At 45.7% G+C, this 26,629-nt stretch carries 24 protein-coding genes; 11 read left to right on the forward strand and 13 right to left on the reverse strand.

All coding sequences use genetic code 11. The annotated features are described in order from the left end of the window. Window positions 1-27: 27 nt before the first annotated feature. From AOC07_RS08785 to AOC07_RS08805, 5 genes are read left to right on the forward strand one after another with little or no spacing between them, the layout of a single operon-like run. Window positions 28-618, forward strand: coding sequence for a glutathione peroxidase (locus AOC07_RS08785; RefSeq protein WP_215357556.1), 591 nt, complete (start codon window positions 28-30; stop codon window positions 616-618). Continuing rightward, the gene (locus AOC07_RS08790; protein WP_215357557.1) at window positions 615-2,003 is read left to right on the forward strand and encodes an NAD(P)/FAD-dependent oxidoreductase; all 1,389 of its coding nucleotides are present in this window, start codon (window positions 615-617) and stop codon (window positions 2,001-2,003) included. The genes AOC07_RS08785 and AOC07_RS08790 overlap by 4 nt, the downstream gene beginning before the upstream one ends. Beyond that, window positions 2,004-2,789: a DUF1365 domain-containing protein gene (locus AOC07_RS08795; RefSeq protein ID WP_215293304.1), complete on the forward strand. Its 786-nt coding sequence runs from the start codon at window positions 2,004-2,006 to the stop codon at window positions 2,787-2,789. It begins immediately after the preceding gene. Next, entirely contained in the window at window positions 2,786-4,078 is a 1,293-nt protein-coding gene (locus tag AOC07_RS08800) for a cyclopropane-fatty-acyl-phospholipid synthase family protein (protein ID WP_215357558.1), read from the forward strand. Before AOC07_RS08795 ends, AOC07_RS08800 begins: the two co-directional genes overlap by 4 nt. Next, complete coding sequence (locus tag AOC07_RS08805) at window positions 4,075-4,851, forward strand: SDR family oxidoreductase (protein WP_215357559.1); 777 nt, start codon at window positions 4,075-4,077, stop codon at window positions 4,849-4,851. The genes AOC07_RS08800 and AOC07_RS08805 overlap by 4 nt, the downstream gene beginning before the upstream one ends. A 21-nt stretch (window positions 4,852-4,872) precedes the next feature. Here AOC07_RS08805 and AOC07_RS08810 read toward each other — a convergent pair whose 3' ends face one another. The 3 genes from AOC07_RS08810 to argS are packed head-to-tail and all read right to left on the reverse strand — an operon-like array spanning window position 4,873 to window position 7,876. Continuing rightward, entirely contained in the window at window positions 4,873-5,520 is a 648-nt protein-coding gene (locus AOC07_RS08810) for a thiol:disulfide interchange protein DsbA/DsbL (protein WP_215357560.1), read from the reverse strand. Continuing rightward, window positions 5,517-6,113: an SPOR domain-containing protein gene (locus AOC07_RS08815; RefSeq protein ID WP_215357561.1), complete on the reverse strand. Its 597-nt coding sequence runs from the start codon at window positions 6,111-6,113 to the stop codon at window positions 5,517-5,519. The genes AOC07_RS08810 and AOC07_RS08815 overlap by 4 nt, the downstream gene beginning before the upstream one ends. 35 nt (window positions 6,114-6,148) lie before the next feature. Continuing rightward, window positions 6,149-7,876, reverse strand: coding sequence for an arginine--tRNA ligase (gene argS, locus AOC07_RS08820; RefSeq protein WP_215357562.1), 1,728 nt, complete (start codon window positions 7,874-7,876; stop codon window positions 6,149-6,151). A gap of 35 nt (window positions 7,877-7,911) precedes the next feature. Here argS and AOC07_RS08825 point away from each other — a divergent pair, with 35 nt between their 5' ends. Continuing rightward, window positions 7,912-8,229, forward strand: a complete 318-nt coding sequence (locus tag AOC07_RS08825; protein WP_215293317.1) for a DUF1840 domain-containing protein — start codon at window positions 7,912-7,914, stop codon at window positions 8,227-8,229. Here the strand turns inward: AOC07_RS08825 and metH are convergent. Both metH and AOC07_RS08835 read right to left on the reverse strand, forming a co-directional pair. After that, window positions 8,226-10,976, reverse strand: coding sequence for a methionine synthase (metH, locus tag AOC07_RS08830; RefSeq protein ID WP_215357563.1), 2,751 nt, complete (start codon window positions 10,974-10,976; stop codon window positions 8,226-8,228). The two genes, AOC07_RS08825 and metH, sit on opposite strands and share 4 nt — an antisense overlap. After that, window positions 10,973-12,037 (reverse strand): homocysteine S-methyltransferase family protein, encoded by a 1,065-nt coding sequence (locus tag AOC07_RS08835; RefSeq protein WP_371816716.1) that lies wholly within the window; start codon window positions 12,035-12,037, stop codon window positions 10,973-10,975. The genes metH and AOC07_RS08835 overlap by 4 nt, the downstream gene beginning before the upstream one ends. Before the next feature lie 74 nt (window positions 12,038-12,111). Here AOC07_RS08835 and AOC07_RS08840 point away from each other — a divergent pair, with 74 nt between their 5' ends. After that, window positions 12,112-12,567 (forward strand): PhaM family polyhydroxyalkanoate granule multifunctional regulatory protein, encoded by a 456-nt coding sequence (locus AOC07_RS08840; protein ID WP_215357566.1) that lies wholly within the window; start codon window positions 12,112-12,114, stop codon window positions 12,565-12,567. On the opposite strand, the gene AOC07_RS08845 is transcribed toward AOC07_RS08840, so the two are convergent. Next, complete coding sequence (locus AOC07_RS08845) at window positions 12,479-13,564, reverse strand: MBL fold metallo-hydrolase (RefSeq protein ID WP_215357568.1); 1,086 nt, start codon at window positions 13,562-13,564, stop codon at window positions 12,479-12,481. The two genes, AOC07_RS08840 and AOC07_RS08845, sit on opposite strands and share 89 nt — an antisense overlap. A gap of 39 nt (window positions 13,565-13,603) precedes the next feature. Here AOC07_RS08845 and AOC07_RS08850 point away from each other — a divergent pair, with 39 nt between their 5' ends. Then, on the forward strand, window positions 13,604-13,780 hold the full coding sequence (locus AOC07_RS08850; RefSeq protein ID WP_215293324.1) for a DUF1289 domain-containing protein: 177 nt from the start codon (window positions 13,604-13,606) through the stop codon (window positions 13,778-13,780). A gap of 14 nt (window positions 13,781-13,794) precedes the next feature. Here the strand turns inward: AOC07_RS08850 and AOC07_RS08855 are convergent, their stop codons facing one another. Beyond that, window positions 13,795-14,778, reverse strand: coding sequence for an MDR family oxidoreductase (locus AOC07_RS08855; protein ID WP_215357570.1), 984 nt, complete (start codon window positions 14,776-14,778; stop codon window positions 13,795-13,797). Between the two features lie 87 nt (window positions 14,779-14,865). Here AOC07_RS08855 and AOC07_RS08860 point away from each other — a divergent pair, with 87 nt between their 5' ends. Genes AOC07_RS08860 through AOC07_RS08870 form a run of 3 tightly spaced genes read left to right on the forward strand, consistent with a single transcriptional unit; the run spans window position 14,866 to window position 16,357 of the window. Then, window positions 14,866-15,162, forward strand: a complete 297-nt coding sequence (locus tag AOC07_RS08860; RefSeq protein WP_215293326.1) for a hypothetical protein — start codon at window positions 14,866-14,868, stop codon at window positions 15,160-15,162. A gap of 10 nt (window positions 15,163-15,172) precedes the next feature. Then, the gene (locus tag AOC07_RS08865) at window positions 15,173-15,673 is read left to right on the forward strand and encodes a flavin reductase family protein (RefSeq protein WP_215357572.1); all 501 of its coding nucleotides are present in this window, start codon (window positions 15,173-15,175) and stop codon (window positions 15,671-15,673) included. A gap of 21 nt (window positions 15,674-15,694) precedes the next feature. Continuing rightward, complete coding sequence (locus tag AOC07_RS08870) at window positions 15,695-16,357, forward strand: glutathione S-transferase family protein (protein WP_215357573.1); 663 nt, start codon at window positions 15,695-15,697, stop codon at window positions 16,355-16,357. Window positions 16,358-16,388: 31 nt separating this feature from the next. On the opposite strand, the gene AOC07_RS08875 is transcribed toward AOC07_RS08870, so the two are convergent. The 6 genes from AOC07_RS08875 to ttcA all read right to left on the reverse strand — a co-directional run bounded on the left by AOC07_RS08875 (window position 16,389) and on the right by ttcA (window position 26,626). Further along, window positions 16,389-19,424 (reverse strand): efflux RND transporter permease subunit, encoded by a 3,036-nt coding sequence (locus AOC07_RS08875; protein WP_215357574.1) that lies wholly within the window; start codon window positions 19,422-19,424, stop codon window positions 16,389-16,391. Window positions 19,425-19,431: 7 nt separating this feature from the next. Continuing rightward, on the reverse strand, window positions 19,432-20,571 hold the full coding sequence (locus AOC07_RS08880; protein WP_215358545.1) for an efflux RND transporter periplasmic adaptor subunit: 1,140 nt from the start codon (window positions 20,569-20,571) through the stop codon (window positions 19,432-19,434). Between the two features lie 169 nt (window positions 20,572-20,740). Then, window positions 20,741-22,282: an efflux transporter outer membrane subunit gene (locus AOC07_RS08885; RefSeq protein ID WP_215293330.1), complete on the reverse strand. Its 1,542-nt coding sequence runs from the start codon at window positions 22,280-22,282 to the stop codon at window positions 20,741-20,743. 131 nt (window positions 22,283-22,413) lie between these two features. Then, entirely contained in the window at window positions 22,414-24,246 is a 1,833-nt protein-coding gene (glmS, locus tag AOC07_RS08890) for a glutamine--fructose-6-phosphate transaminase (isomerizing) (protein WP_215357575.1), read from the reverse strand. Continuing rightward, window positions 24,246-25,721, reverse strand: a complete 1,476-nt coding sequence (glmU, locus tag AOC07_RS08895) for a bifunctional UDP-N-acetylglucosamine diphosphorylase/glucosamine-1-phosphate N-acetyltransferase GlmU (RefSeq protein ID WP_215357576.1) — start codon at window positions 25,719-25,721, stop codon at window positions 24,246-24,248. The genes glmS and glmU overlap by 1 nt, the downstream gene beginning before the upstream one ends. Next, window positions 25,718-26,626, reverse strand: coding sequence for a tRNA 2-thiocytidine(32) synthetase TtcA (gene ttcA / locus AOC07_RS08900; protein ID WP_215293333.1), 909 nt, complete (start codon window positions 26,624-26,626; stop codon window positions 25,718-25,720). Before ttcA ends, glmU begins: the two co-directional genes overlap by 4 nt. Window positions 26,627-26,629: the final 3 nt, after the last annotated feature.

The raw sequence follows: 26,629 nt of genomic DNA on the forward strand, positions 1-26,629 counted from the left end.
TAACGATCCAATAAAAGAAGGCGCTTCATGCACCGCGAGTCATCCTACTTACCCCGTACAGTTTTTACTTGGGTTTTTATCCTAACTGCCCTCCTATTAGGAGCCCAAGTTGTCAATGCAGCCCCCAGCTGCAGCCCCTTACTGTCTCAGACCTTTCCACGCCTGCAGGATGAGACACCTCAAAATCTCTGCCAATTTCAGGGGAAAGTGATTCTGGTAGTCAACACCGCCAGCTTTTGTGGTTTTACGGGCCAATATGAGGGCCTAGAAAAGATCTATGCCAAATATAAAGATCAAGGCTTCATCGTTCTAGGCTTCCCCTCCAATGACTTTGGTCAGCAAGAGCCAGGTAGCAATAAGGAGATTGCTGACTTTTGTAAAAATACTTATGACGTGAAATTTCCGATGTTTGCAAAAAGTTCAGTTTCAGGCAGCAACCCAAACCCCCTCTTCAAGATGTTGATTACTAAAACTGGCACAACACCAAAATGGAATTTCTATAAATATTTGATCGATCGAAATGGCAATGTTGTTGACTCGTATGGCAGTATGACTAAGCCAACCAGCAGCACTATCACTACCGAGATCGAAAAACTCTTGGCAGAAAAACCCCAATGAGCAAAAAAAGAGTTGCCATTATTGGCGCTGGTATTTCTGGCCTTGGATGTGCTTATGCGCTACGAGAGCATCCTGAATTTGACCTAACCCTGTATGAGGCTGGCGATCATATCGGCGGCCACAGCAACACCGTCGACTTCAAGTGCACTATTGATGGAAAAGAAATCTCTCATGGTGTTGACACCGGATTCTTAGTCTTTAATCGCAAAACATATCCACGCTTAGTCCGCCTCTTTGAAGAAATTAAAGCCCCAGTAGCGCCTTCTGAAATGTCCTTCTCCGTATCGATTGATACATCCGATAAAAAACATGCCCATCGGAATATTGAATGGGCAGGCAATGACCTAAACTCCTTCTTTGGACAAAGATCAAATCTTTTATCTCCATCATTTTGGAGAATGGCTTTTGATATCTTGCGCTTTAATCGCTTGGCCACTCAGCTAGCCCAAGAGCAAATTGAAGCGGGACACCTTTACAAAGAGCCTGATGAAACTATTGCTAATTTTTTAGACCGCAATCGATTTAGCCAAAGCTTCAAAGAGAATTATTTTCTGCCGATGATTGGCGCAATCTGGTCATGCTCAGTCGAGCAAATGCTCGAGTTTCCCATTCAAACAATGGTCCGCTTTTGCCATAACCATGGTTTGCTTCAAATTCAGAATCGTCCACAATGGTTAACTATCAAAGGTGGCTCTCGGGAGTATGTCAAACGCATCATTGCCGCCCTTAAAGAGTCTAAAGTAAAGATTGTGCGCGAAGGTGTTGTACGCGTTAACGCCAATCAAGACGGCGGATCTCAGGTTGAGGTAATCAGTCAATCAGGTTCAGCTTTTTTTGATGAGGTCGTGATGGCATGTCATAGCGATCAAACGCTTGATCTCGTTCATGGCATTCATCAACAGGCTCGCAATATTTTGGCAGTAATTCCTTACCAAAAAAATCGTGCCATTCTCCATACAGATATTCGCTTTTTACCAGAAGCAAAACGTTGTTGGGCTGCTTGGAACTACACTGCTAAATCTGGCATGACGATTTCATCCAAACAGCACGTGAGCGTGAACTACCTGATTAATCGCTTACAGCCTCTTCCTGCACAATTAAAAGACATTCAAATTATTGTTAGCCTGAACCCCGCATCAGAACCCGATCCAAAACTAGTGCATCAAGAGATTCACTATTCACACCCAGTGTTCGATATGAGCGCTATCCAAGCTCAGAAAGAATTGCCTCTTATACAAGGCACGGCGTCAATCTGGTATTGTGGCGCCTGGACTGGATTCGGCTTTCATGAAGATGGTTTACGCTCAGGCGAGTTGGTTGCAGAGGCCTTAATAGAAAGTATTCACTCACCGCTAAAGAGCCACCCCAAACAAGATGCGCAATAAATGAATCAGCCAAAGATTAACTTTGGGGTTGTAAAACATCAGCGACTTAGACCGGCTAGGAATAGCTTTGGCTATGGTGTTTTTACTCTATCAATTCCGATGCGAGCAAGACAGCAAGCTTCCGATCTTCTGAGTCGGCACGGGCTTCACGACAATCGCCTAGGCTTGTTTTCTTTCTTTGATAAAGACCATGGCTTAGGACAAGCAGATAGCTTGCGGTGGATTGAAAACATTTTGCAAGAAAACCAGGTTCCAAATATTGATGGGGAAATCTGGTTACAAACCTTTCCCAGGGTATTGGGTTATGTATTCAACCCAGTGAGTTTTTGGATATGCACCCGTGCAAACGGCCAAGTACAGGCCGTATTGGCTGAAGTGAACAATACCTTTGGCGAGCGCCACTGTTACCTATTGCATAAAAATTCTGGCGAGGTATTGCGCTCAGGTGAAACGCTCAGCAGTCAAAAGGTATTTCATGTTTCGCCATTTTGTGCAGTGCGTGGCAACTATCATTTTCGCTTCCTATTCCCGCAAGACAGCAATAGCGGTGCAAATTCTGTTTGCCGTATTGAGCTTCACGAAGATGGCCTCCCGCTTATCAATACAAGCATTAGCGGTAGTAGTCGCCCACTCAGTCGATCTAACCTTTGGCTAGCGTTTTTGCGTTACCCACTGATGAGTCTTGGGGTCATTTTTCGGATACATTGGCAAGCATTCAAACTATGGGTAAAAGGTGTACCCTTTCACTCCAAGCCCACTCCACCCGAATTTGAAGTTAGCAAATGAATCGTCCTGGTCAATCTTTACTTTCGCGTCTTAACTTTTCGCAGCCGAAACGGCCTGCTCAGAAGAAGCAATCTCATTTGGGTGCAGAAACTCTACTGAGCCTCTTATCCCAACTTAGCAGTGGTCACCTAAAAGTAACACTACCCGATGCCAATATCAGAGAATTTGGCAATAAATCAGACGCATTGCATGCCGAGATTCAAATTCTGGATTGGTCTGTATTTAAGCAAGTTCTGTCACGCGGGGATATTGGCTTTGCTGAAAGTTATATTCGCGGAGAGTGGAACACTCCAGACCTCAAAGCCGTTCTAGAGCTTGCAATTCGTAATCGCAGAATTTTAGAAAAAGCGATTTATGGTAGCTGGTATGGATCAATACTATATCGCATCAGACACTGGTTACGGGATAACAGCAAGACTGGCAGCCGCAAGAATATCCATGCCCACTATGACCTAGGTAATGCCTTTTACACCTTATGGCTAGACCCCACCATGAGTTACTCGAGCGCTTGGTTTTCAGAGGGTGAAAAACAATCGCTCGCTGATGCCCAACGCGCCAAAATCACTCGCATTTTGCAGTCCCTCGACACCAAACCTGGCGACCATGTTTTAGAAATTGGCTGTGGTTGGGGTGGCGTCATGGAAGAAGCACTTCGTAGCAATATAGCGATTACTGGCCTTACGCTTTCAACTGAGCAAAAAGCCTTTGCCGAAGATAGGCTACAAAAAGTTCAATCGCAAATCGAACGCCCCGCACCTTTTGCTGTACGTCTTCAGGATTATCGCGATTGCCAAGAACAATTTGAGGGTATTGCCTCTGTAGAAATGTTTGAAGCTGTTGGCGAAAAGCATTGGCCAGAATATTTTCAAACGATTGCCAAATGCTTAAAGGCTGGTGGCAAAGCTTGTATTCAAACAATTGTGATTGCTGAAGAACTCTTTGAACGTTACCGCCATAGCACCGACTTTATTCAACAATATGTATTTCCTGGCGGCATGCTACCTTCACGCACCAGCTTTAAAGAGAGTGCTGCCAAAGCAGGACTTCAGATTGACGGAGAATTTGCATTTGGGGCTGACTACGCTAAAACACTTTGCCTCTGGCGTGACAGATTCAATCAAAAGTTGTATGAAGTGCATGGCCTAGGGTTTGATGAAGCTTTTGTACGGCTCTGGAATTTCTATTTGATGTATTGTGCTGCTGGGTTTTCAGAGCGTAATATTGATGTTGTGCAATTCACCCTCAGCCATAAACCCATACAAGCATCACCGAATGCTCTGAGCGCATGAAACAAAAAGGGCTCCCTGATTTTTCAGAAAAACGCGTCTGGTTGATTGGTGCCTCCAGCGGGATTGGCGAGGCTTGCGCTAAAGCATTGATTAAAACTGGAGCTAAAGTGGCGCTCTCCAGCCGAAGAGTGGAGCGCTTACATCCAATTGCAGATCTTGGTCATCCAGGGCAAGCACTTGTAGTGCCATTAGATGTAACTGTTGATGCGCAATTGAAAAATGGCTACCAATCAATTTTGAGCGCATGGGGCGGGATTGATTTATTGCTATTTGTTTCTGGTATGTATGCACCCCTTCGGGCGGACAACTTTGATATTGATATCGCAGAGCAAACGATTGATGCAAACCTCCTGGGGCCCATGAGATCTGTTGCGCTTGTATTGCCTGAAATGCTTAAAGCTCACGCAGGTCATATTGCTATTGTGGGAAGTGTTGCAGGCTACAGTGGCCTTCCCAAGGCCTTAGCCTATGGACCAAGCAAAGCTGCCATCATTAATTTCTGCGAGACGCTTTACTACGATCTACTCCCTCAGGGAGTGAGCGTTCACATGATTTCTCCTGGCTTTGTAGCCACCGAAGCAACCGCTCAAAATGATTTTGAGATGCCTGCCCTGATTAGCGCTGAAGAGGCGGCCACTGAAATTTTGAATGGTATTCAAAGGGGAGAATTTGATATTCACTTTCCTAAGCGATTTTCAAGATTCTTAAAATTCCTCAGAATCATGCCGTATCCCATCTACTTTTGGATAGTGCGCCGCTTCGTCAAAATCTAAATAGCGGCCGATGTAGGGTAGTTACTGTTTGTATTTATTTTTACGGATTTTTTCTTCAAGATAATCCATTACTGCTATTGCTTTAGCCTTAGTGCCAGCAATCGAGGGTGATGTAACGTACTTGCCTTGCATCACAATCGTTGGGACGCCATCTATACGATAGGCTTCCGCCAATTGCTTTGCTGCACGTGCTTTAGAGGCCACAGCAAAAGAGCGATAGGTGGCCAGAAAAGTATTGCGATCAATTCCTTGCGATGCAACCCAATCCGCAATCTCCGACTCAGTTAATAAGCGCTTGTTCTCTTTATGCATGGCATACATAACTTTTTCATTTAGGGCATCACCTTTACCCAATGCTTCGAGCGCATAAAATAATTGACTGTGTGGCATAAAGTCATCACGAAAGGCAACGGGCACTCTGCGGAAAGTCACATCCTTAGGCTGGCGCTTCATCCAACTAGTAAGCTCTGGCTCAAAGTCGTAGCAATGGGGGCAGCCGTACCAAAAGAACTCAATAACCTCTACCTTGCCCTTGGTCTCAACGGGTTGTGCAATTGGAAGAATGCGGTAATCGAACCCTTCCTCGATCTTTTGGCTTTGTGCACCAACAAGTCCGCTAAGACACAGCAATGTCAGTAATGTAAAGGCTCTTTTGCTAAATGAGATCATGATTTGCTAGATTTAATCAGGGTTGGTTTAATGCCCATGCTACTTAACTTATCCCGCACAGGATTGCCCTCATCAGGATTATTGTAAGGGCCTACACGCACACGCCATAAGGTATTGCCATCAGCAGTCACTTCACTCAGTTGCGCTTGAATTCCTTGGATGGCTAAATTTGCTTTTTGTGCGTCAGCATCAGCGCGCTTTACAAACGCCCCTACTTGCAGGAAATAAATGGCATCCGTTTTTAAGCCAGTTTCGGCTGGCTTTTTGCCGCTTACCAAATCGCCAATTGGATCAGATGGAGCCGATGTTTGTGACTTTCCTTGCAAAGGCTTATTCAAATCCAATGGCTCTATCGGAGCTGCAGCCTCGCCTTCAGTGGGTGCTGCGGAAGGCTTAATGGTCAGCGGTAGATTAGGCGCACGAACCCCAGGCTTTTCTTGAGGGGTATTTTTAGAGAGATACAAGGCAATCGCCAGAGCAATTCCTAATCCCGCGCCCAGGCCGACCACAAAACCGAGGATAGTGCCGCCATACTGGGCGTTCTTCCCGTCGATCTTTATGAAGCCAGCTTGTTGATTCGGTTGTTTCATCATTTCCTCATCTTACATTTTCACTTCATACACCGCCACTACATCTTAGCGGGTGCAGATACCCCTAATACTTTTAAACCATTTTGTAGTACTTGGCGGGTCGCCAATAGTAGCGCCAGACGAGCCGCCTTGAGATTTTGATCGTCTACTAGCACACGGTCTGCGTTATAGAAGGTATGAAAATCGCCGGCCAAGTCCCGCAAGTAGAACGCAAGCGCATGAGGAGCCAGCTCAGCAGCAGCATCGGTAAGTACCTCAGGATACTCTGCTAAACGACGTAATAAATGGTCTGATGCTTTACTTTGCAACAAAGATAAGTCAGCTGAAGCCAAATCAGAAATTTGACCACCCCATTGCTGCAAGATTGAATTGATGCGCGCATGAGCATACTGAACATAAAACACTGGATTCTCGTCATTTTGCTGTAAGGCTAAATCAATGTCGAAAACAAATTCAGTGTCTGCCTTGCGTGAGATCAAGAAAAAGCGCACCGCATCACGGCCACGTTGTAATGCCAACTCTCTTGTTTCAGGAGTCATCTCGGGAGTAACTCCGCCAGACCACTCAACCAAATCACGCACGGTGACATAAGAACCCGCGCGTTTAGAAATCTTGACCTCTTCACCATGGCGCATCACGGTTACCATCTTATGCAAAACATAATCTGGATAAGTCTTCGGAATATCCCAGCCGCGCTTTTGTGCCACGCCCTGCAAGCCAGAGCGAACGCGGGCTATCGTGCCATGATGGTCGCTGCCTTGTACATTAATGACCTTATGGAAACCCCGATTCCATTTACTAGTGTGATACGCCACATCAGGAACGAAGTAAGTAAAGCTGCCATCAGACTTGCGCATCACACGATCTTTATCATCGCCATCATCTGTAGTTCTTAACCACAATGCGCCTTCAGACTCATAGGTCTTGCCGATACTTTGTAAATCGCCCACAATTTGCGCAACGCTGCCGTCGGTATATAGAGATGATTCTAAGTAATAGCAATCGAATTGCACGCCGAACGTTTTCAAATCGATGTCTTGCTCATTACGCAAATAAGCAACCGCAAAAAGACGAATGGCCTCAAGATCATCCTTGTACTCTGGAGAACTTTTGAAAGCAGCAGCAATCTCGGCAATATACTCACCGTTATAAGCTTGCTCTGGCCAAGCCGAATCGCCAGGCTTCAAGCCATTTAAACGCGCCTGAACAGATAAAGCCAAATTAGCAATTTGCACCCCAGCATCGTTGTAATAAAACTCACGATGCACCTTAGTCCCTTGGGTTGCCAATAAATTTGCCAGCGCATCACCAAGCGCAGCTTGTCTGCCATGACCAACATGCAGGGGACCTGTAGGGTTGGCTGAAACAAACTCAATCATAGCGTTTGGCACTGTAGCCCGATCTTTTGGTAGCTCACCAAAATAGGGGCCTTCTGTCAGGATCTCATTGACTACCGCTGTTTTTGCAGCATTACTTAAGCGAAAATTGATAAATCCAGGGCCTGCAATTTCACAAGAATTAATAAGCTGGTCAAAACCAGGCTCTTTTTGCAAACACTCAACCAAAGCCTGAGCCAACTCCCTGGGATTGAGCTTCCAGGCCTTTGATAACTGAAGAGCGATATTGCAGGCGACATCACCATGATCAACGGCCTTGGGGCGCTCTAAACGTGGCGCAGTGGGCTGATCTAAGCCACGCTCCCGAGCAAGGCTCCCAAGCGCACTGCCAAGCATCTGAATTAAACGATTTTTATTGGTTAACAACATAGAAGAGTGAGTTTATCAGGTGGTAAGCTATTGAAATGATCTATCAATTTCGCTCAAAAGCTGGTCCAGACGTCATTATGATGGCCGATCTGACCAAGCGGATCTTCGATATTTTGGGTCGTCCACTAGAGTCTCGCGGGATCCTCATGGTTGAGCAACTCCCTGCCCTGATTACAACTCTAGAGACTGCCATCCTCAAAGATCTCGAGGAGCGCTCTAAGACCCAGGATGAAACTAAAGAGGAGGCTGAAAAACCAAAGCTGGCTGATCGCCTTGGCCAAAGGGCCTACCCGTTTCTTGAGCTAATGAAGCAGGCTAAAGCCAAAGACGAACCCGTGATGTGGGGCGTTTAATCTATTAGGCTTGCCAATTGGCGGCGGATATCTTCGACAGACTCACCACGACGTTTAGCCATATCCTCAAGCTGATCAGCTGAGATTTTTCCAACATTAAAATAACGCGCATCTGGATGGGCAAGATAAAAACCGCTCACACTAGAAGCCGGGTTCATGGCCATCGACTCAGTCAAGGTCATACCAATATCTTCGGAACCGATGACTCTCAGTAGATCTTTTTTCACTTCGTGAGCCGGGCAAGCGGGATAACCAGGTGCAGGACGAATACCACGATACTTTTCTTCAATCATCTGATCGTTCGTCAGAATCTCATCCGTGGCATAACCCCATAAATCAGTACGCACTCGGTGATGCATCAGCTCAGCAAATGCTTCTGCCAAGCGATCAGCCAAAGCTTTCAACATAATCGCACTATAGTCATCATGCTTAGCCTGGAACTCTGCTACTTTCTTTTCCACGCCATGGCCAGTTGTAACCGCAAAACATCCAAGGTAGTCAGCCACACCAGAATCTTTTGGAGCAACATAATCCGCTAAGCAACGATTTGGTCTGCGCAGCCCATCAATCACTGGACGCTCAGCCTGTTGGCGTAAGTTATGCCACACAAATAGTGGGTGCTCGCGCGCTTCATCGCTATACAAAACAATATCGTCGCCAATCGTATTAGCAGGATAGAAAGCCACTACCGCATCAGCCTGCAACCATTGGCCCTTGATCAACTTATCAAGCAAGACCTTAGCATCCTCAAATACCTTGCGAGCCTCAATACCCACAATCCCATCATCTAAGATGGCCGGAAACTTGCCAGCCAAATCCCATGTTTGAAAGAATGGGGTCCAGTCAATATATTTAGCAATGTCGCTTAGTGCAAAGTTTTTAAATACGCGGCGACCAATAAATTTTGGCCTCTCAGGGACATACAAAGACCAATCAATGAGCTCGCGATTTTTACGAGCCGCTTCCAAAGAAATGGTTGGCGCAGCTTTCTTATTAGCATGTTGCTCACGAATACGAACATAGTCATCACGCAAGTCTTGAATAAACTTCTTAGCACTCTCATCTGAAAGTAGGCTTGATGCTACAGATACTGAGCGTGATGCATCCGGTACATACACTACCGGACCATCGTAATGCGGCGCAATCTTCACAGCGGTATGCACGCGTGAGGTTGTGGCACCACCAATCATCAGTGGTATTTGACGCTCACGGAAATAATCATCACGCTGCATCTCTTGAGCAACATAAGTCATCTCTTCCAGTGATGGCGTAATCAAACCAGAAAGGCCTACGATATCTGCATTTTCTTCCTTAGCACGCTTCAGAATCTCAGCACAAGGAACCATCACACCCATATTGGCTACTTCGAAGTTATTGCATTGCAAAACGACAGTCACAATATTTTTTCCAATATCGTGTACATCACCCTTCACTGTAGCCATCACGATCTTGCCTTTGGCTTTGGCTTCACCACCAGCAGCAACGTGTTGACGCTTCTCTTCTTCAATATAAGGAATCAGAATAGCCACAGCTTGCTTCATAACGCGCGCACTTTTAACTACTTGAGGTAAGAACATTTTTCCCGCACCAAACAAGTCGCCAACAACATTCATACCATCCATGAGCGGGCCTTCGATTACCTCAATCGGCCTACCACCTGTACCCATGATTTCAGAGCGTAACTCTTCTGTGTCTTCTTCAATAAAATTGGTGATGCCGTGAACCAAGGCATGGGTTAAACGCTCACGCACAGGAGCCTCACGCCATACCAAGTTCTCTACTTGCTTAGCGCCACCGCCTTTAAATTGATCGGCAATATCGAGTAAACGCTCCGTTGGCGTTTTGCCCTCTTTCACTTGAAAGCGATTCAGAACCACATCCTCAACCCGTTCACGGAGCTCTGGATCTAAATCAGCATATACACCTAACTGACCCGCATTCACAATGCCCATATCCATACCAGCCTGAATGGCGTGATACAAAAATACGGTATGAATCGCTTCACGCACCCGATCGTTACCGCGGAATGAGAAGCTCACATTAGAAACGCCACCACTGACTTTGGCGCCCGGAAGATTTTGTTTTATCCAGCGAGTAGCGTTAATAAAGTCGACCGCATAGTTATCATGCTCTTCAATACCAGTAGCAATTGCGAAAATATTTGGGTCAAAAATAATATCTTCAGCTGGAAAGCCGATTTCATTTACTAAGATTTGATAGCAACGCTGACAGATTTCTGTCTTGCGCTTGAATGTGTCCGCTTGACCAACTTCATCAAATGCCATCACCACAGAAGCGGCACCATAACGACGTATTAAGCGCGCCTGCTTTCTGAAAGGTTCTTCACCTTCTTTTAGGGAGATGGAGTTAACGATTGGCTTACCTTGAATACATTTCAAGCCGGCCTCAATCACGGTCCATTTGGAAGAATCAATCATGATCGGAACTCGAGCAATATCAGGCTCAGAAGCAATCAGATTTAAGAAGCGCACCATGGCCGCCTCAGAGTCCAGCATCGCCTCATCCATATTAATATCGATGACTTGTGCCCCATTCTCAACCTGTTGACGCGCTACTGCGAGCGCTTCATCAAACTGGTTATTCAGAATCATGCGAGCAAAGGCTTTGGAGCCTGTGACGTTCGTACGCTCGCCGATATTCACAAAACCAACTTCTGGAGTCATGTTAAATGACTCAAGCCCTGAAAGCTTCATTGCAGGCATGGCTTTTTTATCTAACTTACTCATGCCGCTGCCTCAGAATCTTCGCGATAGAAAGCACGAGGCCTACGTTTAGCAACTGCGTTAGCAATCGCGCGAATGTGATCGGGTGTAGTACCGCAGCAACCACCGACTAAATTAACCAAGCCATCTTTAGCAAAACCATCTACTAAGCTTGAAGTAATTTCTGGGGTTTCATCAAAGCCAGTATCACTCATGGGATTAGGCAAGCCAGCATTAGGGTAGCAAGATACGGCTGCGTCACAAATACGTGCGAGCTCTGCAATATACGGGCGCATCAAGGCGGCACCTAAGGCGCAATTTAAACCAAATGTTAGCGGCTTAATGTGACGCAAGCTATTCCAAAATGCTTCAACCGTTTGACCAGACAAAATTCGCCCAGAAGCATCAGTGACCGTACCGGAGATCATCACCGGCAAACGCTCACCCGTCTCTTCAAAGAATTCATCTAGCGCAAACAACGCCGCTTTGGCATTGAGTGTGTCAAAAATGGTTTCAACTAAAAATAAATCTACGCCCCCAGTAAACAAACCTTCAATCTGTTCACGATAAGAAGCGCGCAACGCATCAAAGGTGACATTACGCGCTCCCGGATCATTGACATCTGGAGAAATGCTTGCTGTCTTTGGTGTGGGGCCAATAGCTCCAGCAGCAAAACGAGGCTTATCGGGGGTACTGTATTTTTCACAAGCTGCACGAGCAAGTCTTGCAGAGACTTCGTTCATCTCACGCGCAAGACCGGCCATTTTGTAATCCTCTTGAGCAACTGATGTTGCGCCAAAAGTATTTGTTTCAATGATATCGGCACCAGCATCCAGATACTGCTCGTGTATCTTGCTAATAATTTGCGGTTGGGTCAAAACCAAGAGTTCATTATTGCCCTTAATATCCCCTGGATGCTCAGCAAAGCGAGTATTAGCAGGCAAGCCGCGGTAATCAGCCTCAGTCAATTTGTATTGCTGAATCATGGTACCCATCGCACCATCCAAAATCAGAATACGCTGCTTCAGCAGCTCGGGAAGCGCCTGACCACGTGTGTAAGGCTGGGACATACCATTAGATTGCATTGATTAACCGGGATAAATCTCTAGAATCCCTTATTCTATTGGAAAAGCCACTTTTAATTTGACTCGGAGTAGGTATGTTTGGAACAATTCCAGAATTTAATCAAAGCCTTGAAATGTTTAAAACCATGTGGGGGCAAGGCGCAGCTGGTCAGGCCGGCCAATTCCCCTTCACCACAGATGCCTCTAAAGCTGCTGGTGGCTTTGGCGCAGCCTTTCCAGGCCTAGATGTTGAAGAACTTGAAAAGCGTATCAAGGACCTCAAAAGTGTTGAGAACTGGCTAAATTTGAACCTCAATATCCTCAAGTCCACTATTCAGGGCCTTGAAGTACAGCACGCCACGATGATGGCCTTAAAGTCATTTGGAGATGCAGTATCTGCAGCAGGCGCCACAGGAGCGACACCAAAAGAAGAGTCACATACCAAAACAAGCAGCGTAAAAGCTAAACCACGGAAAACCTCAACACGCCGTCCTCGCAAAGCCGGCGATCCAACTTTCCTCGACGAAGTAGGTAATTCAGATGGGCAATAGCCTCACCCATCGCAAAAGTAAGTTGATGAATATCTAATTCACGCTTAAATAGAACCGGCACAATCTCTCGAGCATGCGCCGGTTTTTTACATGCACCGAGCGTATCAGCCAAGCGCTCATCATGATGTGCTTTCAGTTGTGCAATACGTGGCTTCATGCCTGTAAATGGCTTGCCATGAGAAGGCAATACTAAGGTGTCATCTGGCAAGGGCAAATATTCATCAAGCGAATCTAAGTACAAGCCTAAGGGGTCTGCATCTGGGTCGGCATCGAAGACACTGACATTGGTAGAGATACGCGGCAACAACATGTCACCTGAAATCAACACTTCAAGATCTTTACAAAATATTGAGGCATGCTCAGGTGCGTGGCCATATCCCATGATGACTTGCCATTGATGTCCACCGATCAAAATATTTTCACCATTCATAATGCGGCGATATTGGCGAGGCATACCTGGAACCATATTGCTGTAGTAATTAAAGCGTGCCCGAATTTTTTCTAAATCCTCTGGACTAGTTAAGCCATGTTTCTGGAAATGATCTGCAGATCCGCCGCCGCCAGCACGTGTACCAATTGCAGCCCCACCTTCTTTACAGCTGAGCCACTGAGCGGTTAAAAAATCTGTCATGGAAATCCATAAAGGCGCATTCCACTTCTCGCATAACCATTGAGATAAACCCACGTGATCTGGGTGCATATGCGTTACGAGAACCCTAAGGACTGGTAAACCCTCTAGCTGAGTAGCAAAGACCTTCTCCCATGAAGTCTTAGTCTCCTCATTCGCAATACCGCAGTCAACAATAGTCCAGCCGGCAACACCATCTATTTCATCGCGCAAAAGCCAGAGATTGATATGGTCTAAAGCGAAAGGGAGCTTCATCCTAAGCCAGCGAACGCCAGGGACAATCTCAATCGTGCTACCAAGCTCAGGAAGCGCCTCTCCTAATGGATAATGAATAGCGCTTTCCGCTTTTCTCTGATCTTGAGTAGTCATGATTTGAGTTTTTTCTTTTGAATTGCTATTAGGTTTATTTTGACAACAGTCCCATCACCTTGCATCAATTGGTGTGAAATCAACCCCGAGAATGGTTACTGCCGGGGATGCTATCGCACGCTCACTGAAATTGCAGATTGGTCCGATCTTTCTAACTCTGAGAAGCTTGAGGTTTGGTCAACATTGAGTGCGCGCAAACCTCAAACTGCAGAGTAAGTTTCAACCTCGTTTTACTTATTCACATCAACAATTAAGCGACCACGCACATTACCCGCCATCAACTCTTGGGCATACTTTATAGACTCTTCCAAAGTAATTTCGTGCGAGATTTCATCTAAAGTTTTAAGATCAAGTAATTTACTCAATTGCTCATAAGCAGCAATTCGTTTTGCACGTGGCACGGTGACGCTATTAATGCCATATAAAGTTACGCCACGCAAAATAAATGGTGCAACACTGGATGGAAAATCCATGCCTTGAGCAAGCCCGCAAGCGGCTACTGCGCCATCGCTCTTGGTTTGTGCGCAAGCATTAGCCAAGGTATGACTGCCAACGCTATCAACCACTGCAGCCCAACGCTCTTTTGCCAAAGGCTTGCCTGGAGCAGATAGAGTTGCGCGATCAATCACTTCAGTAGCGCCCAACTTCTTTAAATACTCCGCCTCAGCTATTCGACCAGTGCTAGCAACCACAGTAAATCCGAGATTGCTTAGCAAAGTAATCGCAAAGCTACCAACCCCACCTGCGGCTCCAGTCACCAACACTTCGCCATCACTTGGCTTAAGACCATGCTTTTGTAGAGCCATGACGCAGAGCATTGCTGTGTAACCAGCAGTACCAATTGCTAAGGCTTGCTTAGCCGTAAATCCCTTTGGAAGTGGGATTAACCATTCCGCCTTCACCCTGGCCTGCTGAGCCAAGCCACCCCAATGCCCCTCGCCTACTCCCCAGCCATTTAAGAGAACCATATCCCCAGTCTTAAAGTCGGGGCTGGCGCTTTCTAATACCTCTCCCGCAAAATCAATCCCGGGAACCATTGGAAAGCTTCTGACCACTGGGCCTTTTCCAGTAATAGCTAGGCCATCCTTGTAATTGAGGGTGGAATAGAGAACCCTAACCCGAACCTCACCCTCTGGGAGGCTGGCCTCATCTGCCTGCCCCAGCTCAGCGCGATAGCCCTGATCATCCTTATATATTAATATTGCTCTAAACATGTCTCTTCCTTTTATAACGAGGCATTTCTCCACAACAAATGCCTAATAGGTTTATCCTAACGAGCATTGCTAATTATGGAGGCTTCCATGAAAAAAATTCTACTATTAACCGCAATTTCTGGCTTAGCCCTGACAGGGTGCTATTCGACCCAAATTAATATGTCTATGGGCAATATGCGTCTCATTACTTCAAGCGCCGATCCACAAGACGTTATGGACTTTGCTACCAAGGCTTGTAGAAACGATTTTTATGAGGGTGCCAGCTTTCTTTCTAAAGCAGGTAAGGAATATCGCTTTAAATGCGTGAAGACTGAAGAAAATGAAGTCTTAATTCCAATTCCAGGCACAACTATCGCTCCTGCAGTTAAAGCAGAAGCAAAGTAAGTCCAGTTTGATGACCCCATTTACTTCGCAAGAGTTACGCAAAGGATTTGCCTCATTTGCAACTGGGGTCACCGTCATTACCTGCCTTGATGAACACCAAGGGCATCACGGCATCACCATAAGCTCCTTCAATACAGTCTCCCTCGAGCCGCCATTGATTCTGTGGAGTCTAAAAAAACACTCTCGCCTGATGCCTTGGGTAGAAGTGGGTAAGAAGCACCTCATTCACGTTCTTGAACTCTCCCAAGAAAATTTGGCGATGCATTTTGCCACCGTGAAAGAAAATCAATTTGCTGCTATTGCTCACAAGCTTGCCCAAAGCGGCTTGACCCAAATTGAGCATTGCGTTGCCTACTATGAATGTGAGACCGTTTCTGTACATGTCGGCGGAGACCACAACATCATTGTTGCCAAAGTGATTAACTTAAAAAATCACCCTGAGAAAGAACCGCTCATTTTTGCTCGCAGCAAATTTGTTGGCCTTGATTTTTCAGAAGCAAAAACTACTTAAATAGTCTTTTAAGGAAATGCCATGATGCGTTTATGGGGTCGCAAAAGTTCCATCAATGTTCAAAAAGTATTGTGGTGTCTTGCTGAGTTAGGCCTAAAAGAAGGTAAGGACTTTGAGCGCATTGATGCCGGGCTTCACTTTGGCGTTAACCATACGCCCGAATTCCTAAAAATGAATCCCAATGGTCTTGTCCCCACATTGATGGTGAATGACCTAACCCTTTGGGAATCCAATACCATCATGCGTTATCTTGCCAAAGAGCAGGACAAAAACAAACGATTCCCGTCAGACGTTCGAGCTCAATATAGTTCCGAAAAGTGGTTAGATTGGCAACTGGGCACAATGTGGCCAGCCTTACGTATTGCGTTTTTGGGCCTCACCAGAACACCAGAGGCAGAGCGTAATCATCACGCGATTCAAAAGGCCTATCAAGATACCAATCAACTTTTAGGCCTACTGGATCAAACCTTAAGTGAACAAGCTTATTGTTCTGGCGAAAAATTTCATATTGGCGATATCGCACTTGCACTTTGTGTGAGCCGCTGGATTCTACTGAATAAAACTTTTCCAAAGGAAACTGGCGTGCGGGCAGACCTCAAAAATATTGATGCGTGGCTGAAGCGATTAGAGAACGAAACTTGCTATAACGATGTTGCTGAAAAAGAACTCAATATCGTTAAATAGGCGACATTGAGTAGCTTTCATTAGGCGCGCTTTACTCTTGCTTAAATTTCTTCTGGTGATGATCGGCGCCAATAAACAGATACATTGCAGGCACCACAAACAAAGTAAATAGCGTACCGATAGATAATCCAGTAAAGATCACAATACCCATAGATTGACGGCCAGCAGCGCCTGCGCCAGAGGCGATCACTAAAGGCAAGACGCCCAATACCATCGCTGCAGTTGTCATTAAAATTGGTCTCAGACGCACACTACTTGCCTCAACAATAGCGTCGAGCTTACTGCGTCCCGCCTCTTGTAACTCGTTAGCAAACTCCACAATCAAAATACCGTGCTTACTAATAAGCCCCATTAGTGTCACTAAGCCCACTTGGGTATACACGTTTAAAGTGGTGAATCCCAAATTAATAAAGATAAGCGCGCCAAAGAGCGCAAGCGGGACTGATACTAAAATCACAATCGGATCACGGAAACTTTCGAACTGTGCAGCAAGCACCAAGAACACAATCAAAATCGCGAAGAACATCGTAACCAAGAAGCCACCAGACTCAGCCATAAACTGACGTGATGGGCCCGCATAGTCCATGCTGTAACCATTGGGTGCAACCTCTTTTAGAGTTTGACGCATGTACTCTAATAAATCCGCTTGCGAAATAAACGGTGTACTTACACCTGAAATTGTTGCTGAATTTAACTGCTGAAAGTGATTAATGGATTGAGGTACCACCTTTTGCTTAATGCTTGCAATCGTACGCGCCTGAATCATCGCACCACTTGGAGTACGAATGTAGTAATCTAAAATTTGATCTGGATTTAAACGATCTACCTGCTTGACTTGTGGAATCACCTTGTAAGAGCGCCCAGCAACTGAGAAGTAATTGACATAACCACCGCCCAAAGCTGCAGAGAGGGCGGCACCAACTTGTTGTTGGGTCATACCTAAAGCGGCTACTTTCTCACGATCAATTACTAATATGTCCTGCGGTTTATCTATCTTTAAATCAGAATCGACAAAGAAAAAGTTTCCAGAACGACGGGCTTTATCTAGCACTGCTTGGGATACTTCATTAAGCTGCTCGTATGATTCAGTCGTGTTAATAACCACCTGCACTGGCAAGCCCTGGGCTCCAGGCAAGGCGGGAAACTGAAAGGCCGCTACGCGAGCACCAGCAATCGTATTCCATTTCTGCTGCATGTCTTCTTGAAACTTCGTAGCATTACGACTGCGCTCACTCCAATCTTTTAACAAGATACCGCCAAAGCTGGAGGTTGGACTGGTAATTTGGAAAGCCTGCTCATATTCTGGTTCTGCAGCTGCAATCGCATAAATTTGATCTGCGTAAGTCTGCATTTGATTAACAGTGCTATTAGGTGGCCCAGAAGCTTGCATCAACACAATGCCTTGATCTTCAGTTGGGGCTAGTTCGGCACGAGCAGTGGCGTAAAGATAAGCAACGCCACCGAGAAGAATTACACCCATCACAATAATTACTTGCCATGTACTGAGTAAATCACGCAGAGTGGTTTGATAGCTGTGATGAACCCTATCAAACACCTGATCGATCTTTTGCACAAAAGAGGATGCTTCTTGCTCTTCAGTAAAGATGCGTGAGCACATCATTGGTGAAAGCGTTAATGCAATCAAACCAGAGACGGCAACTGCACTAGCCAGAGTGAATGCAAATTCCGTAAAGAGGGCGCCGGTTAATCCGCCCTGAAAGCCAATTGGGATATATACCGCAATCAAGACAACCGTCATCGCTAAAATAGGCCCGCCCAATTCACGGGCAGCAATCAATGAGGCTTCTAGAGGCGACTTACCCTCCTTCATATGCCGGTCAACGTTTTCAACCACGATGATGGCGTCGTCAACCACCAAACCAATCGCCAATACCAAAGCCAATAGGGTTAGCAAATTAATGGAATAACCCAGCACTTGCATTAGAAAGAATGTACCAATGAGTGAGAGTGGCATAGCAATCACCGGTACTGCAACTGCGCGCACGCTACCCAAGAAGAGATAAATAACGATGGTCACAATCACCAAGGCTTCTAACAAGGTAGAGACTACTTCATCAATAGAGCTAGTAATAAACTCTGTTGAGTCGTATACGACTTTACCAGTCATGCCAATCGGCAACTGCTTCTGAATACCGGGCACCACATCACGTACCCGCTGCGCAACATCAAGTAGATTCGCTTGTGGCGCTACCTTAATCGCAATGAAGACCGATTTTTTGCCGCTGAAAGCAACATTGGTGTTGTAGTCCTCTGAGCCCAATGTAACACTGGCCACTTGATCTAGATAAACAATGTTTACACCATCTTTTTTAACTACCAGCTTACGAAACTCATCTAAAGTATGTAAATCGGTGCCGGCTACTAGGTCGACTGCAACCATATCGCCTTTAGTGCTACCAACTGCCGAGAGGTAGTTATTGGCTGACATCGCGCTATAGACATCATCAGCGCCCACTCCAAGGCCCGCCATCTTTTCACGGTCCAACCAAGCACGCAATGCAAATTTTCTGCCGCCGGTGATCTCAGCATTCTGCACGCCTTCAACAGAATCCAGCTTAGGCTTTACGACTCGCAACAAATAATCGGTAATTGCGTTATTGGGGATGTCGTCGCTATAGAAACCCATATACATCGCAGCAGTAGACTGACCTACCTGAACTGTCAGCACAGGCTGCTGCGCCTGCGGTGGCAATTGATTTTTAACAGCGCTAATTTGTGTCTGAATTTGCGTTAATGCCGCATTGGAATCGTAGTTCAACTTCAAAGTAGCGGTAATAGTAGATATGCCACTGACACTCGTTGAGGATAAATAATCAATTCCCTGTGCCTGCGCAATAGAAGCTTCCAGAGGTTGCGTAATAAAACCAGCAATCGTTTCTGGATCTGCACCGTAGTAAGCAGTGGTGATTGTGACGATTGCATTCTGCGTTTGCGGATATTGATTTACTGGCAAAGATCCGATAGCCTTTAGACCAAAAACTAAAACGAGTGCACTCACCACCAGTGAAAGTACTGGCCTGCGAATGAATATGTCAGTCCAATTCATCGGCTACCTACTCCTGCGGCTTGGGATCAGGTGAATTAGCAGGTTGCACCTTATTATTAATGATGAGTGGTGTGCCGTTCTTCAGCTTTAATTGACCACTCGTAACGACTGTGGCGCCCTCTTCGACCCCCTTGAGGATCGCGACTTGATCGCCGCGAGTTGTGCCAGTAGTTACAAATACTTGCTGAGCTTCCAATGCTGGCTTACCCTGCTTATCTTTTTTACCAGTTAGCTTAGCAATGAATACTGTTGAGCCATATGGGTTATAGGTCACAGCAGTTTGTGGCAGCGTTAATAATTTCACCTGCTCGCCCACCTTAATGTTTACATTGGCAAACATTCCTGGAAGGATTTTCTTATCTGGGTTAGCAATTTGTGCCTCAATTTGAATATTGCGAGTATTGGTATCTACCTTTGGGCTAACAGCTGTAATCTTCCCGGTGAAGCTGGCATCTTTAAATGCATCCGTTGTCACTAGAACTTCTTGGCCAACTTGAATTTGTTCAGCATTACTTTGCGGCAAATTAAAATCAACAAAAATCGGATCTAAGGTTTGTAGAGTTAGTAACTTATCCCCAGGATTAACGTACTGACCAGGATTGATCGACACAATACCTACCCGACCCCCAAATGGTGCCTTCAAGTTCTTTTTAGCTACTAAAGCAGTCTGTGACTCCACTTGTGCGAGCTTAGATTTAGCATCAGCCGCACTAGTATCAAATACATTTTTACTAATCGCCTCTATAGCTAACTGCTGTCTATCACGCTCATTAATAACCTTGGCAAGATCTGCCACCGCCTTTAAAGATTTGAGCTGGGCAACATCGGACGCATCATTCAATTTAATTAATAAGTCGCCTTCTTGCACATCTTGACCAGATTTAATAGGCACCGTTAACACTAGACCGCCAATTTCAGTGCTTAAATCGACGCCTCTGAAAGCGCGAATATTGCCAACGCTAGTCAGCTTAGGCTGCCATTCAGAAGTGGTGATTACTAGCGTTGAAACTGTTGCTGGGGGTAAGCCCATTCCCGAGATGAAATGCTTAATCATGAAAGTCTTAAATTGATTGAAAGCAAAAATTAATCCGAGCAATAAAAAGACCCCGCATAGCATGATAGTCATACGGCGCTGCAATGGCTCCATAGCCATCAACTTCGCATATGCTTTTGTGCCACGCCATTTCTGCCCCATGCGAACATAGAATGCTTTGGCTTTTTCCCATAGGGCGATTGCTTTCTCGCGCAACTGCCACTCGACTGCTTTCAGCTTCATCCATGCCGATAAGGCAAGAACCATCGCTATGAGTTTGCTCTTAATTTTTTCCAGAAGTTTCATTTTGATCTTTGTTCGCTATGTCTTTTGGTTTAAATGCTGGACCACTGCGATTCCACCAGCCGCCGCCCAATGCTGCAAATAACGCTGCTGTATCAGAAAAACGGGTTGCTTGAGCCGCGACCGATTTCACTTTTGCTTGTTGATACTGATTTTGGTAATAGAGAACTGCTAAGTAACTTGCAGTGCCCAATTTATATTGCTGCTGAACTAAGTCCAATGTTTCATAGGCATAACGCTCTGCATCTGATGCTGCCTTCAAAGCTTGAGCGCCAGTTTCAAGAGCGCGCAATGCATTTGCCACTTCTTGAAAAGCATTTAAGACCGTCGCCTGATACTGGAAAGCCGCTTGTTCGTAATTGGCTATTGCACCGCGACGTTGTGCCAATAACTGACCGCCCTGAAACAGTGGCTGCAAAATACCGCCACCAAGCGTCCATAAGGAAGAGTTCGGGCCAAACAAATTATTAGAGGTTAACGAGGCGGCACCAATCGAGCCAGTGATATTGAACTGTGGCAACAAATTTGCAGTTGCCACGCCCACAAATGCATTCTGCGCCTTTAACTGAGCCTCTGCAGCCCTCACATCGGGGCGCTGACGTACTAAGCTTGATGGAACCGAGAGGGGTAATTTTTCAGGCAAGTGCAAATTAGAAAGATCAAACTTTGTAATATTGGCATTGCTAGGTAGCTCACCAACAAGTACTGCTAGCTGATTACGCGCAAATGCTAAATTACGCTCGTAAGTAAATAGATCCACTTGGGAGTTGGCAACTAAAGTTTGCTGAGAGGTGAGGTCAACTTTATTTACCGTGCCAATCTTCAATTGCTTTTCTGTCACTGCCGCCAAATTGGTTTGAGCCTTCAAGATTTCTTCCGTTGCCTGCATTTGTGCACGTAATGCTGCTTCTTTAACCGCACTAGTCACAACGTTGGCAGTCAATGATAGATAGGCTCCTTCCAGCTGAAACTGAGCAACTTCTGCTTGCGCTCTAGCGCCTTCGACTGCGCGACGCGCACCACCAAAGACATCTAACTTATAAGTTACATTCACAGAAGTGTTGTAAAGGTTATAAGTGTCACTTCCGTAATTCACACCATAGACTGCTGAAGGTTGTTTTTGCCTGACTGCACTCGCACCCAAACCAACTGCTGGAAAATATTGCCCTCCAATTTGTGCGTTAACGTTTTCTTGTGCGGCACGAAGCGCCGCATCCGCAGCGCCTAAATTTGGGTTTTGCTCAAGAGCCCTTTTAATCAAAGCATCAAGCTCTGGAGATTTATAAAGCTCCCACCACTGAGCCTCTATATCCTCCCCCTCAGCAAATTCTTGAGGAGTGCCGCCTGGAACGCCGGGGGCAGTAGTCAATTTTTGAGTAAGTGGACTCTCTGTATAAGACTTAGTCTTCGGAGCATCGGGTTGCTTAAAGTCTGGTCCAACCGCACAAGCAGATAGAACTCCTGCACAAATCAGCAGAAGTAAATTCAAACGCAAAGTGGGGAGAGCTTTTGACAGAAACATGAATTACAACAAATATCCTCTTTTAGAAGAGTTATTTGAACACAAAAATACAATCAGGGCCTCGTAAAGCCCTGATTTAAATACTTAAATTTGTTCACAACCAGCGAGGGAAGTCAACTGAAGATTGCGCCTTATTCCACCGTCACACTCTTCGCAAGATTTCTTGGTTTATCCACATCGGTGCCGCGTGCACAAGCAGTGTGATACGCCAATAGCTGCAGTGGAACTACGTGCAATATAGGAGATAAATTGCCGTAATGCTCAGGTAAGCGGATGACATTAATGCCTTCAGTGCTAACGATATTTGTATCTTGGTCAGCAAAGACATACAACTTGCCGCCACGTGCCTTCACTTCCTGCATATTAGACTTCAGCTTTTCTAGAAGCAGGTCATTGGGGGCAACCGTTACAACTGGCATCTTCTCGGTCACTAATGCCAAGGGACCGTGCTTGAGCTCGCCAGCCGGATAGGCTTCGGCATGAATATAAGAAATCTCTTTTAATTTCAGCGCACCCTCAAGTGCGATTGGGTAATGTAGTCCACGACCCAAAAAGAGCGCATTCTCACACTTCGAAAATGCATCACTCCAGGCAATGATTTGTGGCTCAAGCGCCAACACGGCATGCAGCGCTTTAGGTAAATGACGCAGTTCACGAAGAAGCTCTTTTTCTTTTTCAGCAGAAATCTTGCCTGCTCGTTTCGCAAGCGAGACTGCCAAAAGGTACAAGGCCAATAACTGGGTCGTAAATGCTTTAGTTGATGCGACCCCAATCTCAGCGCCAGCCTTGGTCAAGAAATGCCAACCCGTTTCGCGAACCATCGCACTACTAGCGACATTACATATTGCCAAGGTGAACTGGTGTCCCAAGGCCTTCGCATGACGAAGTGCCGCCAAAGTATCTGCAGTCTCGCCAGATTGAGAAACCACCACAATAAGTGTATTTGGATTTGGCACAGTCGTACGATATCGATACTCACTAGCAATCTCAACTTGAGTTGGAATACAGGCAATCTCTTCAAGCCAATATTTAGCGACACAAGCAGAGTAATAACTTGTGCCGCAAGCCAAAATTAAAATTTGATCAAATTTTCTCCAGTTTTCTGGATTAGCATTAAAAAGTTCTGGGCCAAAAGAAGTGATATTGGCCAGCGTATCGCCAATCGCTCGAGGTTGCTCAAAGATCTCTTTTTGCATGTAATGCTGATAAGGCCCGAGGTCCACAGAGTCTGCCTGTGCAGGCATTGGTTTGCGATCTCTTTGTACAAACTTTCCAGATTGGTCAATGACTTGCGAGCCTTCTGCTGTGAGGATGGCGACATCCCCCTCTTCCAAGTACATCATTGAACTGGCACGCCCAGCCAAGGCAAGTGCATCTGAAGCTAAAAAGTTTTCATGCTCACCAAGGGCCACTACCAGGGGCGAGCCAACACGAGCCCCTACAAGAGTAGTTGGATTATCTTGAGCAATCACACCAATCGCATATGCACCATGCAATTTAGGCAAAACTGCTCTGACTGATTGAGCAATATCTTTTTGACCATCGCTAATATATTGCTGATGAATTAAATGGGCAATGACTTCAGTATCAGTCTCAGAGGTAAATACATAACCAGCAAGCTTTAACTCTGCCCGGAGAGTTTCATAATTCTCAATAATGCCGTTATGCACAACAGCAATCAGACCATTAGAAATATGGGGGTGTGCGTTTTGCGTATCTGGCTTGCCATGTGTTGCCCAGCGTGTATGGGCAATGCCAATAGTGCCGATAAACTCTTTACCCTGCTCAGCTAACTCAGAAACACGAGCGGTAGTGCGGGCTCTTTCAATGGGGTGCTTTGCATCGCCTTCATTAATAACTGCAAAACCACAAGAGTCATAACCGCGGTACTCAAGGCGACGCAAGCCTTCAACCAATACATCAACAATATTTTGATGAGATGCTGCGCCAACAATACCGCACATTATTTTTTACCCTTTGCGGTTTTTTTGGCAGCAACTTTTTTAATTACTACTTTCTTTGCAGCAGGTTTTTTCTCTTGCTTAACGGGGCGCTGCCACTGCAAAGACACTTGTCGCGCTCTTGATACTGTAAGCTGATTTGCGGGGGCATTTTTTGTGAGAGTAGTGCCGGCACCCAATGTAGCGCCACGCCCGACACGAACTGGGGCAACCAATTGCGTATCAGAACCAATGAAAACATCATCTTCAATAATAGTTTGGTGTTTATTCACGCCATCGTAATTACAGGTAATCGTGCCAGCACCAATATTGACTCTAGAGCCCACAATCGAATCACCGACGTAAGCTAAGTGGTTTGCTTTGCTATTTGCAGCAATCTTGCTGTTCTTCACTTCAACGAAGTTACCAATATGAACATCGTTTGATAAATCAGTACCTGGACGTAAACGTGCATATGGGCCAATGATTGACTGATTGCCAACTTTGGCGCCATTAATATGACTATAGGCATACACCGAAACGCCTTTACCAATGTCGCTGTCCCGAATCACGCAGTAAGGGCCAATTGTTGTGCCCGCTGCCAGAGTGACGCAGCCTTCAAAGATACACCCCACATCAATAAAAACATCAGTACCACACTCAAGTGTGCCACGTACATCAATGCGTGCAGGGTCAGCTAATGACACACCAGCATTCATCAACTGATTAGCAATATTGAGCTGATGGATTCGCTCTAAGGCCGCCAACTGATCACGACTATTGACGCCAACTGTTTCAAATTCATCATCAGCCTGAGTTGTGCGAATCGGCACGCCATCTTTGACGGCCATCGCAATCACATCAGTTAAATAGTATTCCCCCTGAGCATTACTGGCGCGCAAGGATTTAAGCCATTTCTTCAATGCATTGGTAGGTAAAACCATAATGCCCGTATTAATTTCGCAAATCGCTTTTTGTGCTGATGTTGCATCTTTTTCTTCAACAATTTCTTTTACCGAACCATCGGTGTCACGAACAATACGGCCATAACCTGTTGGGTTGGCAAGATTTTGAGTAAGTAATACCAATGCAGAATCTTGGCCTCGTACTCCGTCAGCCAACTTCGCGAGCTTACTCAAAGTTTGTTTACTGGTCAGCGGCACATCCCCATACAAAACCAAAGTAGGCTCTTGTACATCAAGTTTTGGAAGTGCTTGCAAGAGCGCATGTCCAGTGCCCTTTTGCTCTGCCTGGAGTGTAGTGCTGACTTTGCTAAAACTAGGGTCTACTTTGCTTGCATTAGCCAGGAATTCTTTGACGTCAGAGGCACCGTGCCCTACCACCACAATCGGACCAGATTTAGTCTGCTTATTTTGTAGTGATAAAGCAGTGACTAAAACGTGCTGAAGGAGGGGTTTTCCTGCCAAAGTTTGCAGGACCTTGGGCAAGGCGGACTTCATCCGCTTTCCTTGCCCGGCAGCCAAGATGACGATATTCATAGAGAGGGATTATAAATCCCCTGGATGAGGGTGCCACAAGCCAATTCATCTAATTCAGATTCATCAATGGCCTTATCTCCGGATGATCTTGCGGCGATACCAGATAACTCAGTAGAAATTTCTAGATTCTGGAAGTCAAAAGCTTCTCCATCCATTAAATGGGATGGAACGATGTGATGCATTGAGCGAAACAGATTCTCTACACGGCCAGGGTACTTTTTCTCCCAGTCACGTAGCATTTCCTTCATTACTTGGCGCTGAAGATTCGGCTGACTTCCACACAAATCACAAGGGATGATCGGAAAATTCATATCGCCCGCATAACGCTCTAATAATTTCTCAGGAACATAGGCCAGAGGACGAATAACGATATGCTTGCCGTCATCAGAGCGTAACTTTGGCGGCATCCCTTTTAGCTTGCCCGCATAAAACATATTGAGCATCAGAGTTTCCAGAATGTCATCTCGATGGTGACCTAAAGCAATCTTAGTCGCCCCCAATTCATCTGCCACACGATACAAAATGCCGCGGCGTAAACGCGAACATAAACCGCAAGTTGTTTTTCCTTCCGGAATAACGCGCTTCACAATGCTGTAAGTATCTTGCTCTTCAATATGAAACTGAACGCCCAAGCTCTTTAAATAGTTTGGCAGTATCTCTGCAGGAAAATTAGGCTGCTTCTGATCAAGGTTGACAGCCACAATCTCAAAATGAATCGGTGCACGCTCACGTAACTTCATCAAAATATCTAGCATGGCATAACTATCCTTGCCGCCTGATACACAGACCATAACTTTGTCGCCATCCTCAATCATGCCAAAGTCACCGATGGCTTGACCCACCAAACGGCAGAGTTTTTTCTCTAGCTTATTTTCTTCGAAGACAACTTTACGAATATCACCCATGAC

The sequence above is a fragment of the Polynucleobacter sp. UB-Raua-W9 genome, from assembly GCF_018687435.1.
Taxonomy (GTDB): domain Bacteria; phylum Pseudomonadota; class Gammaproteobacteria; order Burkholderiales; family Burkholderiaceae; genus Polynucleobacter.

Excerpts from the sequence above, each read along its gene's own strand:
- AOC07_RS08870 (WP_215357573.1), top strand. The coding sequence starts at position 15,695 with ATGATGCGTTTATGGGGTCGCAAAAGTTCCATCAATGTTCAAAAAGTA.
- AOC07_RS08800 (WP_215357558.1), top strand. The coding sequence starts at position 2,786 with ATGAATCGTCCTGGTCAATCTTTACTTTCGCGTCTTAACTTTTCGCAG.
- glmS (WP_215357575.1), bottom strand. The coding sequence starts at position 24,246 with ATGTGCGGTATTGTTGGCGCAGCATCTCATCAAAATATTGTTGATGTA.
- AOC07_RS08825 (WP_215293317.1), top strand. The coding sequence starts at position 7,912 with ATGATCTATCAATTTCGCTCAAAAGCTGGTCCAGACGTCATTATGATG.
- argS (WP_215357562.1), bottom strand. The coding sequence starts at position 7,876 with ATGTTGTTAACCAATAAAAATCGTTTAATTCAGATGCTTGGCAGTGCG.
- AOC07_RS08860 (WP_215293326.1), top strand. The coding sequence starts at position 14,866 with ATGAAAAAAATTCTACTATTAACCGCAATTTCTGGCTTAGCCCTGACA.
- AOC07_RS08790 (WP_215357557.1), top strand. The coding sequence starts at position 615 with ATGAGCAAAAAAAGAGTTGCCATTATTGGCGCTGGTATTTCTGGCCTT.
- AOC07_RS08840 (WP_215357566.1), top strand. The coding sequence starts at position 12,112 with ATGTTTGGAACAATTCCAGAATTTAATCAAAGCCTTGAAATGTTTAAA.
- AOC07_RS08845 (WP_215357568.1), bottom strand. The coding sequence starts at position 13,564 with ATGACTACTCAAGATCAGAGAAAAGCGGAAAGCGCTATTCATTATCCA.
- AOC07_RS08880 (WP_215358545.1), bottom strand. The coding sequence starts at position 20,571 with ATGGAGCCATTGCAGCGCCGTATGACTATCATGCTATGCGGGGTCTTT.
- AOC07_RS08865 (WP_215357572.1), top strand. The coding sequence starts at position 15,173 with ATGACCCCATTTACTTCGCAAGAGTTACGCAAAGGATTTGCCTCATTT.
- AOC07_RS08875 (WP_215357574.1), bottom strand. The coding sequence starts at position 19,424 with ATGAATTGGACTGACATATTCATTCGCAGGCCAGTACTTTCACTGGTG.
- AOC07_RS08885 (WP_215293330.1), bottom strand. The coding sequence starts at position 22,282 with ATGTTTCTGTCAAAAGCTCTCCCCACTTTGCGTTTGAATTTACTTCTG.
- AOC07_RS08815 (WP_215357561.1), bottom strand. The coding sequence starts at position 6,113 with ATGATGAAACAACCGAATCAACAAGCTGGCTTCATAAAGATCGACGGG.
- metH (WP_215357563.1), bottom strand. The coding sequence starts at position 10,976 with ATGAGTAAGTTAGATAAAAAAGCCATGCCTGCAATGAAGCTTTCAGGG.
- AOC07_RS08795 (WP_215293304.1), top strand. The coding sequence starts at position 2,004 with ATGAATCAGCCAAAGATTAACTTTGGGGTTGTAAAACATCAGCGACTT.
- AOC07_RS08785 (WP_215357556.1), top strand. The coding sequence starts at position 28 with ATGCACCGCGAGTCATCCTACTTACCCCGTACAGTTTTTACTTGGGTT.
- AOC07_RS08835 (WP_371816716.1), bottom strand. The coding sequence starts at position 12,037 with ATGCAATCTAATGGTATGTCCCAGCCTTACACACGTGGTCAGGCGCTT.
- AOC07_RS08855 (WP_215357570.1), bottom strand. The coding sequence starts at position 14,778 with ATGTTTAGAGCAATATTAATATATAAGGATGATCAGGGCTATCGCGCT.
- AOC07_RS08805 (WP_215357559.1), top strand. The coding sequence starts at position 4,075 with ATGAAACAAAAAGGGCTCCCTGATTTTTCAGAAAAACGCGTCTGGTTG.
- ttcA (WP_215293333.1), bottom strand. The coding sequence starts at position 26,626 with ATGGGTGATATTCGTAAAGTTGTCTTCGAAGAAAATAAGCTAGAGAAA.
- glmU (WP_215357576.1), bottom strand. The coding sequence starts at position 25,721 with ATGAATATCGTCATCTTGGCTGCCGGGCAAGGAAAGCGGATGAAGTCC.
- AOC07_RS08810 (WP_215357560.1), bottom strand. The coding sequence starts at position 5,520 with ATGATCTCATTTAGCAAAAGAGCCTTTACATTACTGACATTGCTGTGT.